This window comes from Methanothrix sp. (assembly GCF_030055635.1).
In the GTDB taxonomy this organism is placed as follows: domain Archaea; phylum Halobacteriota; class Methanosarcinia; order Methanotrichales; family Methanotrichaceae; genus Methanothrix_B.
In genome coordinates this window covers 45,422-60,809 of record NZ_JASFYM010000005.1, presented here as the reverse complement: position 1 = coordinate 60,809, position 15,388 = coordinate 45,422, and the positions used below count along the sequence as shown (strand labels likewise).

Annotated in this window: 16 protein-coding genes and 1 tRNA gene; 13 read left to right on the top strand and 4 right to left on the bottom strand. The window is 56.2% G+C overall.

Annotated features, from left to right (window positions below):
• Positions 1–146 precede the first annotated feature (146 nt).
• The gene (locus QFX31_RS03255) at positions 147–476 is read left to right on the top strand and encodes a DUF3147 domain-containing protein (protein WP_348530706.1); all 330 of its coding nucleotides are present in this window, start codon (positions 147–149) and stop codon (positions 474–476) included.
• A 121-nt stretch (positions 477–597) separates the two neighbouring features.
• On the top strand, positions 598–1,260 hold the full coding sequence (gene npdG / locus QFX31_RS03250) for an NADPH-dependent F420 reductase (RefSeq protein ID WP_348530705.1): 663 nt from the start codon (positions 598–600) through the stop codon (positions 1,258–1,260).
• A gap of 106 nt (positions 1,261–1,366) precedes the next feature.
• Here npdG and arsM read toward each other — a convergent pair whose 3' ends face one another.
• Positions 1,367–2,155 carry an arsenite methyltransferase gene (gene arsM, locus QFX31_RS03245; RefSeq protein WP_348530704.1) on the bottom strand — a complete coding sequence of 263 codons (789 nt, stop codon included), beginning with the start codon at positions 2,153–2,155 and terminating at the stop codon, positions 1,367–1,369.
• Positions 2,156–2,534: 379 nt separating this feature from the next.
• On the opposite strand from arsM, the gene QFX31_RS03240 reads away from it, so the two are divergent.
• On the top strand, positions 2,535–3,221 hold the full coding sequence (locus QFX31_RS03240) for a hypothetical protein (RefSeq protein ID WP_348530702.1): 687 nt from the start codon (positions 2,535–2,537) through the stop codon (positions 3,219–3,221).
• 101 nt (positions 3,222–3,322) lie between these two features.
• Here QFX31_RS03240 and QFX31_RS03235 read toward each other — a convergent pair whose 3' ends face one another.
• The 3 genes from QFX31_RS03235 to QFX31_RS03225 are packed head-to-tail and all read right to left on the bottom strand — an operon-like array spanning position 3,323 to position 7,105.
• Positions 3,323–5,764, bottom strand: a complete 2,442-nt coding sequence (locus QFX31_RS03235; RefSeq protein ID WP_348530701.1) for a DUF5814 domain-containing protein — start codon at positions 5,762–5,764, stop codon at positions 3,323–3,325.
• Positions 5,761–6,555 carry a MarR family transcriptional regulator gene (locus QFX31_RS03230; protein WP_348530700.1) on the bottom strand — a complete coding sequence of 265 codons (795 nt, stop codon included), beginning with the start codon at positions 6,553–6,555 and terminating at the stop codon, positions 5,761–5,763. Before QFX31_RS03230 ends, QFX31_RS03235 begins: the two co-directional genes overlap by 4 nt.
• Before the next feature lie 37 nt (positions 6,556–6,592).
• Positions 6,593–7,105 (bottom strand): ArsR family transcriptional regulator, encoded by a 513-nt coding sequence (locus tag QFX31_RS03225; RefSeq protein ID WP_348530699.1) that lies wholly within the window; start codon positions 7,103–7,105, stop codon positions 6,593–6,595.
• A gap of 158 nt (positions 7,106–7,263) precedes the next feature.
• Here QFX31_RS03225 and wecB point away from each other — a divergent pair, with 158 nt between their 5' ends.
• From wecB to QFX31_RS03175, 10 genes are all read left to right on the top strand, one after another.
• The gene (gene wecB, locus QFX31_RS03220) at positions 7,264–8,349 is read left to right on the top strand and encodes a UDP-N-acetylglucosamine 2-epimerase (non-hydrolyzing) (protein ID WP_348530698.1); all 1,086 of its coding nucleotides are present in this window, start codon (positions 7,264–7,266) and stop codon (positions 8,347–8,349) included.
• 43 nt (positions 8,350–8,392) lie between these two features.
• On the top strand, positions 8,393–9,223 hold the full coding sequence (locus QFX31_RS03215; RefSeq protein ID WP_348530697.1) for a hypothetical protein: 831 nt from the start codon (positions 8,393–8,395) through the stop codon (positions 9,221–9,223).
• A gap of 319 nt (positions 9,224–9,542) precedes the next feature.
• Positions 9,543–9,695 (top strand) — tRNA-Ser (locus QFX31_RS03210).
• 33 nt (positions 9,696–9,728) lie between these two features.
• Positions 9,729–9,875: a 50S ribosomal protein L40e gene (locus tag QFX31_RS03205; protein ID WP_296608974.1), complete on the top strand. Its 147-nt coding sequence runs from the start codon at positions 9,729–9,731 to the stop codon at positions 9,873–9,875.
• 8 nt (positions 9,876–9,883) lie between these two features.
• Positions 9,884–10,651 (top strand): geranylgeranylglyceryl/heptaprenylglyceryl phosphate synthase, encoded by a 768-nt coding sequence (locus QFX31_RS03200; RefSeq protein WP_348530696.1) that lies wholly within the window; start codon positions 9,884–9,886, stop codon positions 10,649–10,651.
• The gene (locus QFX31_RS03195) at positions 10,644–11,795 is read left to right on the top strand and encodes a Xaa-Pro peptidase family protein (protein WP_348530695.1); all 1,152 of its coding nucleotides are present in this window, start codon (positions 10,644–10,646) and stop codon (positions 11,793–11,795) included. Before QFX31_RS03200 ends, QFX31_RS03195 begins: the two co-directional genes overlap by 8 nt.
• A gap of 245 nt (positions 11,796–12,040) precedes the next feature.
• On the top strand, positions 12,041–13,285 hold the full coding sequence (gene glyA / locus QFX31_RS03190; protein WP_348530694.1) for a serine hydroxymethyltransferase: 1,245 nt from the start codon (positions 12,041–12,043) through the stop codon (positions 13,283–13,285).
• A 12-nt stretch (positions 13,286–13,297) separates the two neighbouring features.
• Entirely contained in the window at positions 13,298–14,140 is an 843-nt protein-coding gene (locus tag QFX31_RS03185; protein ID WP_348530693.1) for a tetrahydrofolate dehydrogenase/cyclohydrolase catalytic domain-containing protein, read from the top strand.
• Complete coding sequence (locus tag QFX31_RS03180) at positions 14,137–14,715, top strand: DUF2121 domain-containing protein (RefSeq protein WP_348530692.1); 579 nt, start codon at positions 14,137–14,139, stop codon at positions 14,713–14,715. The genes QFX31_RS03185 and QFX31_RS03180 overlap by 4 nt, the downstream gene beginning before the upstream one ends.
• Positions 14,712–15,323 (top strand): molybdenum cofactor guanylyltransferase, encoded by a 612-nt coding sequence (locus QFX31_RS03175; RefSeq protein WP_348530691.1) that lies wholly within the window; start codon positions 14,712–14,714, stop codon positions 15,321–15,323. Before QFX31_RS03180 ends, QFX31_RS03175 begins: the two co-directional genes overlap by 4 nt.
• Positions 15,324–15,388 lie beyond the last annotated feature (65 nt).

Here is a 15,388-nt window from a genome sequence, read left to right as displayed (position 1 = left end):
GGAAGAAGGTATATGATAATGATAACTGTAATGCTTCGAGAGCATTGCAGGCATATGTACATGTGGCACGAGGTCGCGTTTAATTACCCCCTTCATTGCTACTCCCTTTCGCATCTCGTGCCATCCCTTCTTCTTAAAGAGGTCACATGCGTCTGCTGATCTACTTCGTGCTTGGTGGGGCCATCACAGCGCTCGTCGTTCATCTCGGCAGCTCAGGCCGCGGGACGCTCTCAGCCTTCATCGCCACGTTTCCCGTGCTCACAGCCCTCACATTCATACTGATATCCATGGAGGGGAGCAGCGCTGATCTCTGTGAGTATGCGAGAGGCCTTCTGCTTTTCACGCCTGCCTGGATTGCCTATGTCCTGACCGTGCTGTTCACCTTTGAACGCCTCGGCGTCTGGCTGTCGATAGCACTGGGCATGGCAGTATACGCGGTGGCGTCGTGGATTCTGAGAACAATCATTATGCACTAATATTTATACTACTATTGTATTTTGCTACTATCATCCTTTGCCTGCCACCCTACTATCATCATTAATACCAACTTTCTTTTTCAGAAAAGAATAAATATCATGTATATGCAGCCTCTAGCCCATGAGGGTTGCTCTAGTTGGTGGTACAGGGGATATCGGTAATGGGTTTGCGGTTCGCTGGGCCCCGCATTATGATGTGATCATCGGGTCCAGAAAGGCGGAGCGGGCCCAGGAGAGCGCGGCAGAGCTCAGCAAATACATGCGATCTCTGGGAATCGAAACGGCGATGCATGGAGCAGATAACGCAAACGCAATCAGGGATGCAGACGTCGTCGTTCTCTGTGTTCCTCCAGAGAGCCTGAGCATGGTGACATCTGAACTCAGGGATTGTTATTCGGACCAGATCGTGATATCGCCTGTGGTACCCATGGCACGCACGAACCACTTCGAGTACAGGCCGCCTCCAGAGGGATGTGCAGCGTTTCTTGTAAAGAGATCACTGCCGGAGAGCGTGAGGGTCGTCTCTGCGTTTCACACTATACCGGCCAAGTCTCTCATGGACGCTGAGAAGATCCTCCGGTTCGATGTGCCGATATGCGGTGATGATAAAGATGCGAAGGATGTTGTGGCAGAGATGTGCAGAAGGATTCGCGATCTGAGGCCGCTTGATGCCGGCCCGCTGAGCGTATCGCATCAGGTCGAGGGGCTCACGCCGCTTCTGCTCAACATCGCGCGCCTGAACAAGATGCGCCGCGTCGGCGTGCAGTTCGTCCAGGAGGAATGAGAGCAGCGGATGCATCCGCTGGATGAGCCCGGCCACAGGATGGTGCTTTTCACGATCTCAGACATTCCAGCACGCCCGCCATGTGGCGACGCATCCCGTGGCCGCATCAAACTGGTTTTCTTGCGGATATCTTCAGGCTGCACACCGACTCTGAGAGATCGGCGCTGCTGGTGCCAGCAGGCAGGCACTCGACCGGGAATGGAGACTCCCCGAGGATCGATACATCCTCAAATCCGGCAGATCGTATCGCATCGATGTACTCCTCCACAGTCACCGCGCCTGCGAGGCATCCTATGTAGGCCTCCCTGGATCTTCTCACCGTCTCCGGAATCTCTTTTTTAAGCACAACATCTGATACAACCATCCTGCCTCCCGGCTTCAGGACCCTGAAGGCCTCCCTGAAGGCTCTGCGCTTATCCGGAACAAGGTTTATCACGCAGTTGGATATGACGACATCGACGTATTCATCAGCGACCGGCAGGTTCTCCAGCTCTCCCTGCCTGAAGTCCACGTTCCTGTATCCGCCCTTCCGCGCGTTTTCCCTTGCCCTTTCCACCATCTCGCTGGTCATGTCCACCCCTATGACCATTCCCTCGGGACCAACGGCTCTTGCCGCCAGGAAACAGTCGAAGCCAGCACCTGAGCCCATATCGAGCACGTATTCGCCCCTCTTCAGGGAGGCTATGGCCACAGGGTTCCCGCATCCGAGGCCCAGGTTCGATTCCTGCGGCGCAGCGAGCATCTCCTCATCCGTGTATCCGATCCTCCTGCTTATCTCCGCTGCGGATCCTGTTCCACAGCAGGAGCTCGAGCAGCACGATGCCTGTTTCGCGATCCGTGAGTACCCATCCCTCACGGCCTTCTTGATCTCTCTTTCTCTGAGCATGTCAATCATTTCCGACACCACTTTTGGGGCGTGCACCCTAACGGGCCACGAAAGTGGCAGTACTTTCTGTTGAAGGTACTGGGATATAAAGCAGCCACTCTGCATCATGATAGAGAGCAGCAGGGCGCAAACTCCAGTCTTCAGGCTGTAGATGAGATCACACATGCTCAGGTCGCCAGGAGCATCCAGAGCCGCTGCAGATCCCCGGTGACACAGGCGGGATACCCCGGCAGGCTCAATTTCGACTAAAGACGAATCGATCTCACGAGCACTCTGATGATTCCGTCATTTTCCCTACCCGATCTACGACGAAAAGCTTATTATGCGATCAGATCCCTCTGCCATGGACATAGGCAAGTGACGAATTCGAGGAGGTTGTATCTTGCTGATGAGGTTTCTATCAATAGGCGTGCTGTTCGCGCTCATCATCGGTGCTGGGATGTGCGAGGATCAGGCCGTGGAGGCGGGGAATGCCACCATGAGCATGGATAATGTGACACTGGATGCGAATGCGACATCGAATGTGACTGCTGAGGCGGCTCCGCTGAGCCTCCAGTACATCTGGTCCCTGAGCCTGAGCAGCGGGGAGCAGATAACAATGGCGCTGAACCAGAGCGGGTCTGAGCTCTTCGGCTCTGCAAAGTACGAGGGCGCTGAGCCGTGGAACGGCGTTGTTGTTGGAACCGTGAACGGCAGCAGCGTGGATCTTGTTATGACAGCGCTGAAGGGCAGGACTCTGGTGCCCATCGTGCTGAAGGGCAGCTATTCAGAGGATACCATTACAGGCACCTACAGCGTGTACAGCCCGACGGGTCCTGTAGATAACGGAAAGTTCACGGCGATGTGGATAAATCCGGACACATCTGTATACACGCCTGCGGTCATCGCTGAGGCTGCACCGCCTGCGCCGGCTGCTCAGACGAATGTGACAGAGACGGAGCAGACCACAGCAACAAAGCCGACACAGCTGAGCACGAGGAAGTTCTTCGATGTGACCGAGAAGAAGGAGGAGATCTTCTCATCGCCTGCCAGCATAATACCGCCAGGAATAGGCATGGGCGCCGGTCTGTCGTAAGGAGATTCAGGCTGCGGGGCACCGCCCCACCATTTTTTACCTTCATTCACTATGTAGCTCTGCCCGCTTTTCTGAAGGCCATGGTTGCCGTTTCTTCTCTCTCACCCTTCCGCACTCCCCTCCTCGATTCGCCTCTTCGATCTGGCAGCCTCCTCTGCAATCTCCGATCTCCCCAGGACTCTGGCCATCGACTCTATGGCCTCCAGGTACCTGACGATCTGGTCCAGGTAGTTTATCAGATCCCCCTCGTATCCGTAGATCCCGTAATCGTCGCTTAAGGCGTCCAGGATCTCCTTCGGATCCTTTCCTTCAGATCTCATCTCCAGAATCCTCATCGAGACTGCCCGCTCCACACATCCGCAGTACGGCGCCTCCCTGCAGTTGCATCGCATGAAATCCCTCGCGAACCTGAGGCACTCCTCCTGTATGCTCCGGTCGAGCCTGAGGAGATCCGGGCTGGAGATCAGATCGAAGAACGATCCCTGGAAGACCCTCTGGGCCACAGGCATTCTTATCCTGAATGATATCTGGTCTGCCGCCCTAAGGAAGAGGGCATCGAACTGCTCGAGATCGACAGAGATCTCCAGAGGGGATTTTCCTGCTTCCATGCCTTTTACAACAAGATCCGCCTGCTCCGGGCTCAGGAAGTGCGCTGCCACCACCCTGCCGAGCCTTGTTGGGGATATGCCCCTCACGAGATCCCTCTCGCGAAGGAGATCTAGGGATCTATAGAGATCGTCGAGACCGATCGTGAGCCTGTGCAGCTCCCTCAGCTCGTCCATGGACCTGGCGACAGCTGTGTTTGCGAGAACCTCCTCGAGCTGCTGCTGCTCCTCGTAATTTGGGGAGACGTCCTCAACAGAGCTGCTGAGAAGCCTCAGGGCGACCTCATCCTCGCTCTCGGTTCCGCTGTAATGCCTCCCGGGCTCTGCGAGTATGTACACGAGACCCCTGTCATGGTACCCGGGCCTGCCTGCCCTGCCCAGCATCTGGTTGAACTCATGGACGGTGAGCCATTCGATGCCCATAGCAAGCGTCTCGAATATCACCTGGGATGCAGGAAAATCCACACCTGCTGCCAGCGCAGATGTCGTGACGACCGCATTGATCTTCCCCTGAGCGAAGAGCTCCTCAATCCTCTTCCGCTCATGGTACTGAAGACCCGCATGATACGCGACGGCTCCTGGAATCGACTGTGCGAGCGAGAAGCACTTCTTCCTGGAGTTCGTGAATATTATCGTCTGCCCTTTGTATCCCGTTGAAGACCTCACAGACGCCCCGGCGCCCACAAGTTTTCTTATCAGATGCAGCTTATCCACTGGCGACGTGAAGATCAGGTGCCTCTCTATGGGCACGGGCCTTATCTCGTACTCGACCAGCTCCGCGCCGAGCCTCTTTGCGAGAGCTGCCGGATTTCCGACGGTCGCTGAGAGGTAGATGAACTGCGCCCGGGGAGCGACGAACCTGAGCCTTGCGATCATTCCTGCGAGCCTGTGGCCGCGCTCGGGATCCTCGAGCATGTGGACCTCGTCTATGACCACCGTCCCTATCCTGCCAAGGCTCCTGCCGCTCCGGAGAACCTGGTCGATGCCCTCATATGTTCCGACGATGATATCTGCGTCAAGATCCGTCGGCAGGCTGAAATTCCTTCCAAGACGTATGCGGCTCACGCCCACCTTTATTGATGTCCTGAACCCCAGCTCAGAATAACCGGAGAGCTGCTCGAACTTCTGGTTGGCCAGGGCGACCAGCGGGACGAGAAAAAGGAGCTTTCCCCTTCCCTCGATCAGGTTCCTGATGCCAGCGATCTCCCCGATCAGGCTCTTTCCTGTAGCTGTCGCCGATACAACAAGAAGGCTTCTTCCCTCGAGGAGCCCCCTTCTCACAGCCATCGCCTGGACGGGCAGCAGATTGCTGAGCCGTCTCTTCAGATGATCCCTGAGCTCTGCGGGGATCTGGATCTCATCAAGGCTCAGAGATGCGACCTCCTCAGAGGCGGGTATGACATCGAACCGCGTGAGGTCCGGGTCTATCCTCTGGAGGTTGAGAAGATCCATAACCTCATCCAGGTCCCGCCTCCTCGCAAGTATTCCCGCAAGATACCTTCTCCCGGATCTCCCGATCCCCCGGAACTCAGCCTCCCGGTTTATCTCATCGACCGCGCATCTGTAGCATATTCTGGAGCCCCTGTAACTCACAGAGTCCTCTCCGAGAAGCGTGACCCTTCTTCTTCCAAGACAGTGCTGGCATACAGAGACCCTGCGGTGCTTGAGCTGGTATGCATTCAGAAGCTCGACGAACCTCTGCTCCAGGGGTCCGTCTCCATCGACCACAAAGATGCCCCTCGCCTTCCGGAGCAGCTTCACAGAATCGTCTGGGGGGAGATACCTCTCGGTATCTTTCTTCACAAGAAACTTGTATGGTCTCGGTCCGCTCGGGGTATCCTTTATGCGCAGATACCCCTCGAAGACAACCCTGTCATCCTTTATTGGCAGCAGAAGAATCCTGGATTTTTCAGCCTGCACCAGAACGTTCAAGCTCATCCTGTCAGGGTGAGGTCGACGAGCTCATACTTAATACCTTCTGACTCCAGCCTGTTCAGGATCCCCGGGATCTGCTCATCGACGCTCACTATTACTGAGGAGACTCCATGGTAGGCGGCCTCGACCACCGCCTCCTTCGAGCCGAAGAAGACATCCGGCTCCCTTCCGACCTTTCTCAGGGATATGAGAGCCTCTATCCCCAGCGCCCCCACAAGACCCTTCTCTGGGATCAACCCAGCGAGAGTCTTGAGATCGACACGCCTGCTTCCGCCAAGCTGAACCCTTGGAACCTTGCAGATCTTTATCCTGCCCTCCTCGAGGCTTATTAGACCTCTCAGATCAGAGACCCCGACATCCTCTCCCCTGGAAGCATCGGAGATCGCTATGCCGCTGGCTTCAATATTGGGGCGATAATGTGTGGCGTACAGGAGACCATCCTCCATCACAAGGGTCACACGCTCCCCCTCTGAGATATCGTCCCTCGCGATCGCAGGCCATACAGAGACGTGGTTGATGATCTCCTCCATCACGACCCTGGCATAGCGCTTGAGCTCAGCTGCGCTCTCCAGGAGCCACTCAACTCCTCTCTTCGTTATCCTGTAGCGCATCCTGCCGTCTGTCTCGACGAGGCCGTCTGCGACGAGCTCCTTTATGTACTCAGAGACAGCCTGCGGTGTCACGCCGAGCTTGTCGGCCACCTCCTTCTGCCTGACGTTCGGCTGATGTGCCGCGATCTCCACAAGTATCTGGAACCTGGAGCTGTCCCGTCTGGACTGGAGAACATTTGGCATCTGAATTCATCTCCAGATGAAAGACCTGCGTCTGGGATCATTCCTCAGAGAGCTCTATCCTCTGACCTCTCACCGTCAGCCCCTTTGCACGTTTGGCAGCTGCTTTCAGGTACACCTGACTCTTTCCGAGATCCCGCGAGAGCGTTGATATCGACGTCACGCCTGAACGGACCTTCTCCCTGAGCTTTTCTGTTATGTCCCTGAGCTCCTCATCAGACATGAATGTTACCCTGATGAGATCGCTGAGATCCTCCATGGACGAGAAAAAGTTAGCCTGCACCCTCGAGAATGCCGAGTGATACTCCTTCTCAGGGCTCTTCCCAGGCTCCGGCACCCTCCACTTCGTCTCTATCAGGCCGCTCTTCCGGAGAAGCTCTATGGACTGGCTGACGCTCTCGTTGTCTCCGAAGATCTCAACAAGCTCCCTCTCAGTGAGCCACTGATCACAGAGCTTATCGAAAACCCTTTTGTGAGATTCAGAGCCAAAAACCTGAAGCAGAGGGACCAGATCAGATGGATCGTTAATGATCCTAGTTCTTTTCCCGTTCACAGAGCATCCCAGGCTCTGTTTTGGAGCTTACACCACTTAAAGCTTTTGAGAGAACAGCCAGGATGCACACTTTTGGGTAGCATGTGGAGGATCTCCAGCAGGATGTGCATCGACAGATATAGATGCATGGATGGTCTCATGAGGTGAGAGGTACAGGAATGAAGGTAGCATCTGTTGTCGGGGCGAGACCGAATTTTGTAAAGCTCGCGCCCCTTTCCAGGGCTCTGAGGGAGAGATTTCATGAGGTGATAGTTCACACAGGCCAGCACTACGACTACGAGATGGACAGGATATTCTTCGACGAGATCGGGATCCCTGAGCCGGACCACCATCTTGGAGTGGGGTCCGGCAGCCACGGCAGGCAGACTGGCGAGATGCTGGCCCGCATCGAGGATGTTCTAGTGAGGGAGGATCCAGATGCGGTTGTGGTCTTTGGGGATACGAACACAACGCTTGCTGGAGCGCTGGCTGCTGCAAAGCTTCACATCACCCTGGTTCATGTGGAGGCTGGACTCCGCTCATACGATCGCAGGATGCCGGAGGAGATCAACCGCGTGCTCGTCGACCACTGCTCCGACATCCTTAGCTGCCCCACAAGGACTGCTGTGGATAACCTCCGGCGTGAGGGGATTGTTGATGGCGTGTACCTGACAGGAGATGTTATGGTTGATGCGATGAACCTCTGCATGGACGTATCAAAGCGCTCGACGGTTCTTGAGAGGCTGGAACTCAGGCCCAAGGAGTACATCCTGGCTACGCTCCACCGTGCGGAGAACACCGATGATGAGATGAGGCTCAGGGAGATCATCGGGGCGTTCAAGGACATCGGAAGCTGCCTGGTATTTCCCTGTCATCCCAGAACTGAGAGAAGGCTCAGGGATCTCGGTCTCTGGGATCCGCTGAGGGAGAGCATAAAGGTGATAAAACCGGTGGGATATCTGGATATGCTCCAGCTCGAGAGGAACGCGCTGAGGATACTCACAGACTCGGGTGGTGTGCAGAAGGAGGCGTATATACTCAGAGTGCCATGTGTTACGCTCAGAGATCGCACCGAGTGGGTGGAGACCGTGGACGATGGCTGGAACGTCCTCGCCGGAGCCTCCAGGGAGAGCATAGTGAGGCATGCAAGGGGATTTGTACCGACCCGCTCGCAGACCCACGTTTTCGGAGACGGAGATGCGAGCCGGAGGATTGTGGATGCAATGGAGAGCTTTATGGGCTCACGCCGCGGTCCTGCTCGCTAGATCACCACAAGATCCAGAGCTTCAAAGGGAGTGGACGTGTCTGATGAGAACATTCATCCTGATTCTGGTTGTTCTGCTCGTATCTCTCACAGCATTTGCGAGGCCTGACCTCGCAGTGGAGAGCGTGAGCTCAGAGCTTGACGCCGGAAGGATCTGCAGCATGGTTCTTAGCATCAGGAATGCTCAGACGAATGCCACGGAGGAGACGCTCTACACATTCAACAGCTCGGATGCTTTATGCCTGGTATTGAGGGCGGTCAGCCACGATGACAGGCTGAGGGTTCTGAGCGAGCCGCTGCATCTTGGCTCTCTGCGTTCCGGGTCTGAGATGACAGTGGAGATTGATGCACTCGCGAGCGAGGATATCGGCGTCTATCCGGTGGATATCATGCTGAGCTACATGTGGCTCTCCGGCGTTGAGAAGTCCGGAGGGGCGTCTCCGGAGGTGTATTTCCTTTACGAGAACTCCACAGATGTTTTCCCTGTTGAGGCGAAGGTCGTATCAGGTCCGGTTCTCTCCATGTTCCCAAGCGAATCCTCTCTGGAGATCCGAAATCTGGGCGACAGGACAGCGAAGAATGTGAGTGCGCGAATCGAATCCCCTCTGGTTCTGAGGAGATCCGGAATCGAGCTCGGCGAAATACCTCCCGGGAGATCGAAGAGGATTGAGATCCCCAGACTGGATGTAGAGCAGCCTGTGGTGTGCAGGGTGAACTACACATCTGGATTCACAGAGATCAGCACAGAGCTGGCGACTGTGGTCCGGGTGCGCCATCTCCCGAATGTTTCGATTATGCTGCTGGTGCCTGTGATCGCTGCGGCGCTTTACGTGATGCTGAGGAGAGATGGGCTGAGGAGGATTATCAGGCGGTAGGTGATGCATTTCATCCGTATTCCGCTCTGAGTCCCGCTGTCCCGGTCCCCCATAAATTCCATGGATGTGTACGGTATTGAGGGTCGGCTCATCTCCGCGAATTACCGGAAAGCCGGATTGATCCGGATTTTCGGTATCGGTGAAGCTTTCATTTTTCGCCATTATCACCAATCCGCTAATTCACATGGATGCGCATTGAGGGGCATCACTGTGGGTGCTGCTGAAGCGCCTTCTTCAATTTGGAGCTGAGACCTCCTGCTCCTGAGTGATGCACTGGGGCAACAGATATAAACCATCAGATCTCTCAGCTTGAAGTCGTGCCGGGGTGGCAGAGCGGACAAGCTCTGGGCCGTGCTCCAGCGGCAGAGGTCCATACGCGGCAGGCTCGAGACCTGTTGTCCCTTCCAGGGACGCTTGGGTTCAAAATGGCGCGGACGCTGAGTCCACCATGAAAATCCCAACCCCGGCGCCAAAATGATATCCTTCATCGGGGAGAGTAACCATCATGGCCAGATTTCCAGAGGCAGAAAATCGAGTTCTGAACGTCAAGATATGCATGCGCTGCAACGCGCGCAACCCGGTCAGGGCGACACGCTGTCGTAAATGCAGGTACAAGGGCCTCAGGATGAAGTCCAAGGAGAGCAGAGGATAAACGGGTCTATGCTCAGAAAGCGGGTCGAGATAGGTCCTGTGGAGTCGGAGCTCTGGGATGCGGTGGAGTCGCATGGCTCTGCACACCTGACCCTGATAGATCCGGCATCGCAGGATCCGGAGCGTGCTGCGCAGATGGCGAGATCTGCAGCGGATGCTGGCACAGCAGCTGTTATGGTCGGCGGATCTGTCGGTGCCACAGGCTCCGTTCTCGACAGCACTGTGCGCGCCATAAAAAGATCTGTGGATCTGCCGGTGATACTCTTTCCGAGCAGTGCCGCAGGCCTTTGCGATACCGCTGACGCTGTCTTCTTCATGAGCCTTCTGAACTCGAGGTCCACGAATTATCTTATAGAGAACCAGGCGCTCGGCGCACCGATCGTCTCCAGATACGGACTCGAGGCGATACCCATGGGATACATAGTGGTGGAGCCCGGGGGTACGGTCGGATGGGTCGGTGATGCCAAGCTCGTTCCGCGCAGAAAGCCTGAGATCGCGGCTGCGTATGCCCTCGCGGGGCGGTACCTCGGGATGCGGTTAATATACTTAGAGGCAGGCTCTGGCGCAGATTCGCCCGTGCCCGCGAACATGGTCTCTGCGGTCAGGGATGCGATAGGCGATGCAATTCTTGTTGTTGGCGGCGGGATACGCGACGCGGAGAGCGCCAGGAAGCTCGTGGCTGCGGGCGCGGATCTGATAGTCACCGGCACGGGCGTCGAGCAGTCAGGGGATGTTTTCGGGTTTGTGAAGAACATCGTAACTGCAATACATGTCTAGAGATGCCATCGTCGGTGCTGTCAGAGCTCTTGGGGTTGACGGGCTGCTTCTCGTGGGAGACAGCATCTGCGATGCCGATATCTACTATGCATCGAGGTTTCTTTCCAGCGACAGGTTCGCTGTGCTGATCACAGACATGATTCATCTGCTAGTATCCAGCATGGAGAGATCGAGGGCCTCAGCAGAATCAAAGGCGGATGTGGTGGAGACGACAGGCGATTACTCCCTGAAGTCAAAGATCGAGGAGCTCGGGAGTGTCGAGAAAGCATACATGAAGGTCCTCGAGGAGTTCGTCTCGGAGCGCAGGATCTCGCGATTGGGCATGCCTTCAAATGCCCCCGCGGGAATTTACAGAGGCCTCTCTGAGCGGTTCGATATTGTTCTCCTGGAGAGACCGTTCGAGCACATCCGCGCTGTCAAAACGCCAGAGGAGATATCCGCGATCGCAGATGCCCAGAGGGCATGCGAATCCGCAATGGAAGTTGCAATAAATCTCATAAAAAAATCGGAACCATCCGATTGCATTCTTGTTTTAGATGGCGCGCCTCTCACCTCTGAGAGAGTGAGGGGCGCCATCGATCTCAGGCTTGCAGAGCTCGGATACGAGACCCTGGACACCATAGTCTGCGGCGGTCTCATGAGCTCAAATCCTCACTCAAGGGGCAGCGGACCGCTTCCTGCAGATATGCCGATAGTCATAGACATATTCCCGCGATCGAAGATCAGCAGGTACTTCGCGGACATGACCCGCACGGTCGTCCGCGGCGAGCCGTCAGCGGAGATCGTGGAGATGTATCAGGCGGTGAGAGCAGCTCAGGAGGCTGGGCTGAGGTGCATAAAGGATGGTGTGAGCGGAGCTGATGTGCACGAGGCTGTGTGCAGGACATTCGATGATTTCGGATACACAGAGCGCGAGGATGCTGGATTCATACACTCAACAGGCCATGGCGTCGGGCTGTCGATACATGAGAGTCCATCCCTCAGCGAGCACGGAGGGGTTCTCAGATCAGGCAATGCCGTCACCGTTGAGCCCGGGCTTTACTACCCGGATACCGGCGGCGTCAGGCTGGAGGATCTTGTTGTTGTCAGGGCAAACGGCTGCGAGAACCTGACCTCCTTCGGGAAAGAGCTCGTGATCCGGTAAGTGGAGCGGTTCTAAGCTCCGGTTCTGCACTGAGCCGTATCGTCTAGGAAACGTGACGCCTGGCGAATCTGTGTCATTTGACCGCTCGTATCAGACGCGTGATACTCTGCCGATATGAGCCACACTCTTTAGTCTCAGATGTAATGCATGAATTCTTCAACCCAACCACCATTTGTGACCGGAGACTAGATAGACTTATATCTGCATAGCGTATTTGGCCATCAAAACCATAATGGTGATTCGATTTGAGCCTCTTAGATCATGTCGACCCGGAGATATCAGCGGTAATACGCAAGGAGCTGGAGCGGCAGAGAAGCACCCTGGTTCTTGTCGCTGCGGAGAACTTCACAAGCCCTGCGGTGATGGAGGCACAGGGCTGCGTGATGACCAATAAGTACGCTGAGGGCTATCCGGGAAAGAGGTACTACCGCGGCTGCGCATTCATGGACGAGGCCGAGAACCTCGCAAGGGAGAGGTGCAGGAAGCTCTTCGGAGCTGAGCACGTCAATGTACAGCCGCACAGCGGCTCGCAGGCGAACATGGCCGCGTACTTCGCCACACTCAGGCCCGGGGACACCATAATGGGCATGAACCTGGATCATGGTGGTCACCTTTCTCACGGATCCCCTGTCAACTTCTCGGGAAAGCTCTACCGTGTGGTTCCCTACGGAGTCAGCAGGAAGACGGAGATGCTTGACTACAGCGAGATCCTGGAGATAGCCAGGGAATGCAAACCCAGGATGATAGTGTGCGGCGCCTCTGCGTATCCGAGGATCATAGATTTCAGGGCCATGCGTGAGATCGCCGATGAGGTCGGAGCGCTGCTGATGGCGGACATAGCCCACATCGCGGGTCTGGTCGCTGCTGGCGTCCATCCGAGCCCGATTCCATATGCGGATATCGTGACGACCACAACACACAAGACCCTCCGCGGGCCGAGGGGCGGCGTGATAATGTGCAGGGAGGAGCTGGCCCAGGCGATAGACAGGGCGGTTTTTCCGGGAATACAGGGCGGACCGATGATGCACACGATAGCTGCGAAGGCCGTCGCATTCAGGGAGGCGATGACCCCCGAATTCAAGAGGTATCAGGAGCAGATAGTGAGAAACGCGGCGGCTCTTGCGGGCAGGCTCATCGAGAACGGCTTCGATCTCGTGTCCGGCGGCACAGACAACCACCTCATGCTCGTCAAGCTTCTGAAGGAGAACATAACCGGAAAGGAGGCAGACGAGGCCCTGGAGAGCGCTGGCATCGCTCTGAACAAGAACATGATACCCTTCGATCCGAGGACTCCGTTCGTGACAAGCGGGATCAGGATCGGCACGCCTGCGGTCACGACCAGAGGCATGAAGGAGAACGAGATGAGGGAGATAGCGGACCTAATAACAGAGGTCATCCGGGACATAAGAAACCCTGCCACCATAGACTCGGTCCGCTCCAGGGTCAGGGCTCTCTGCGAGAGGTTCCCGCTTTATCCTGAGCTCGGATGATGGGGTGATCTCTTGATAATAGATGGAAAGGCGCTCGCGTCAGAGATCGAGTCAGAGGTGAGGGAAAGGGTCGAGAGGCTCGGCCTCAATCCGGGCCTGGCCACGATACTGGTAGGGGATAACCCTGCATCTCAGATGTACCTCAGAATTAAGCACGCTGCATGCGGGCGTGTTGGCATAAGATCGGAGAACGTGGTGCTTCCGGTAGATACAGACGAGGTCACCCTCATAAAGACGATCCGGGAGCTGAACAGGAAAGAGGATGTGCATGCTATACTCCTCCAGCTGCCGCTGCCCGGACACCTCGACCCGAGGAAGGCCATGATGGCGATAGATCCGGAGAAGGATGCGGATGGATTCCATCCGGAGAACATGGGCGCTCTCCTTCTCGGCGCGGAGCGTCTTGTTCCATGCACCCCAAAGGGGATAATCTACGCGCTCGAGCGTCTGGGAGTGAGGATCGAGGGCGCAGAGGCTGTTATCGTGGGTCACAGCAATGTGGTGGGGAAGCCGCTCGCAGCCATGCTGCTGAACAGAAATGCCACAGTCCAGGTCTGTCACGTCTACACGAAGGATCTGAAAGAACACACCAGAGACGCTGAGATACTCGTCGTAGCTGCAGGCGTCCCCAGGCTCATAAAGGCGGATATGGTCAGGGATGGAGCATACGTCTTCGATGTGGGTATAAATAAGGTGGACGGCAAGACGGTGGGAGACGTCGATTTCGATGCCGTCAAGGAGAAGGCTGCTGGCATAACACCGGTGCCAGGAGGCGTTGGACCGCTCACCGTCGCGATGCTCATGAGTCAGACTGTTATGGCTGCAGAGCTCTCGCTCGAGAGGCGGAGATCATGAGCCTGGTCATCGCGTTCTCCGGCAGGGAGGCTGTGATCGCAGGCGACAGGAGGAGCATAGCGTTCGCCGGTGATTGCAGGACGCTTGAGGAGGAGCTGTACTCTGGAAAGATACATGACGATGAGGATCTGCTCAGGAGAGCTGAGGAGCTCTCTGCGACGATATACATCTCCGATGGCAGGGAGAAGGTCTGGCGTGATGGGGATGTGCTTGTTGGCGAGGTGACTGAGGTCTCCGTGTCCAGCAGCAAGCGCAGAAGGGTGTATGTGACATCAGGAGCGTATCTCATCGTGGATGTGATCGACGGTAACGCCAGGATCTCCGGAAGAGGCGGCGTCTCGCTCATCATCCTCGGAAACAGGCACACAAGAGATGCCGCTGGAAGGGCGCTCCAGAGTCTTGGGAAGATCAGTGCTGATGCGATCGCAGGAGTGATGAAGGAGGTCAGCGCGGGAACCGCGACCATGAGCAGGGAGCACACGATTCTGAGGGTGACGGCGTCTCATAAAGACCCTGCATCCATTCTCATGCAGACATTCTCGAGAGACTGCGAGAAGATGGGCTGGAGGTCATGAGGTCTGCTGTTATACTTGCAGGCGGAGAGGGCAGACGGATGGGCGCAGAGAAGGCATCCGTCATGCTCTGCGGCAGGCCCCTGATATGGCATGTGATTGAGAGAATATTCGATGCGGTCGATGAGGTTGTTGTCGTCTTGAGAGATGACGCACAGGCGAGGCGGCTTGAGGGCGTGATTTCCCGGTGCAGGGTGACGATCGATCGTACGCATGGCGTGGGGCCGCTCGCAGGCCTCCAGGCCGGAATGGATGCTGTACGGGGGCGATACGCGTTCGCAGCAGGCTGCGATATGCCCTTTCTAAATCCTGATATAATAGACGGCCTCTTCTCGCTCGCTGAAGGACGTGACGGCGCAGTTCCTCTCCTGAATGCACTTCCTGAGAGGCTGCATGCAGTTTACCTTGCGGGGCGGTTCGAGGAGGCCTGCAGAGACGCAATCACAAGGGGAGAGGGCAGGATATCAGCCGCACTATCAGGGCTCGATATCAGATTTGTGGATGCTGAAATGTTCAGGGGCGTGGATCCAGATCTCCTGAGCTTCTTCAACGTCAACACACCAGAGGATCTCAGGAGCGCGGAGAGCATCATGAGAAAAAGAGCTGCTTAGAGGCGCTCCAGGCTGCTGTGACGGATCCTTTGAATCATGGGGCTTTTTTTTCATAATGGCCTGCT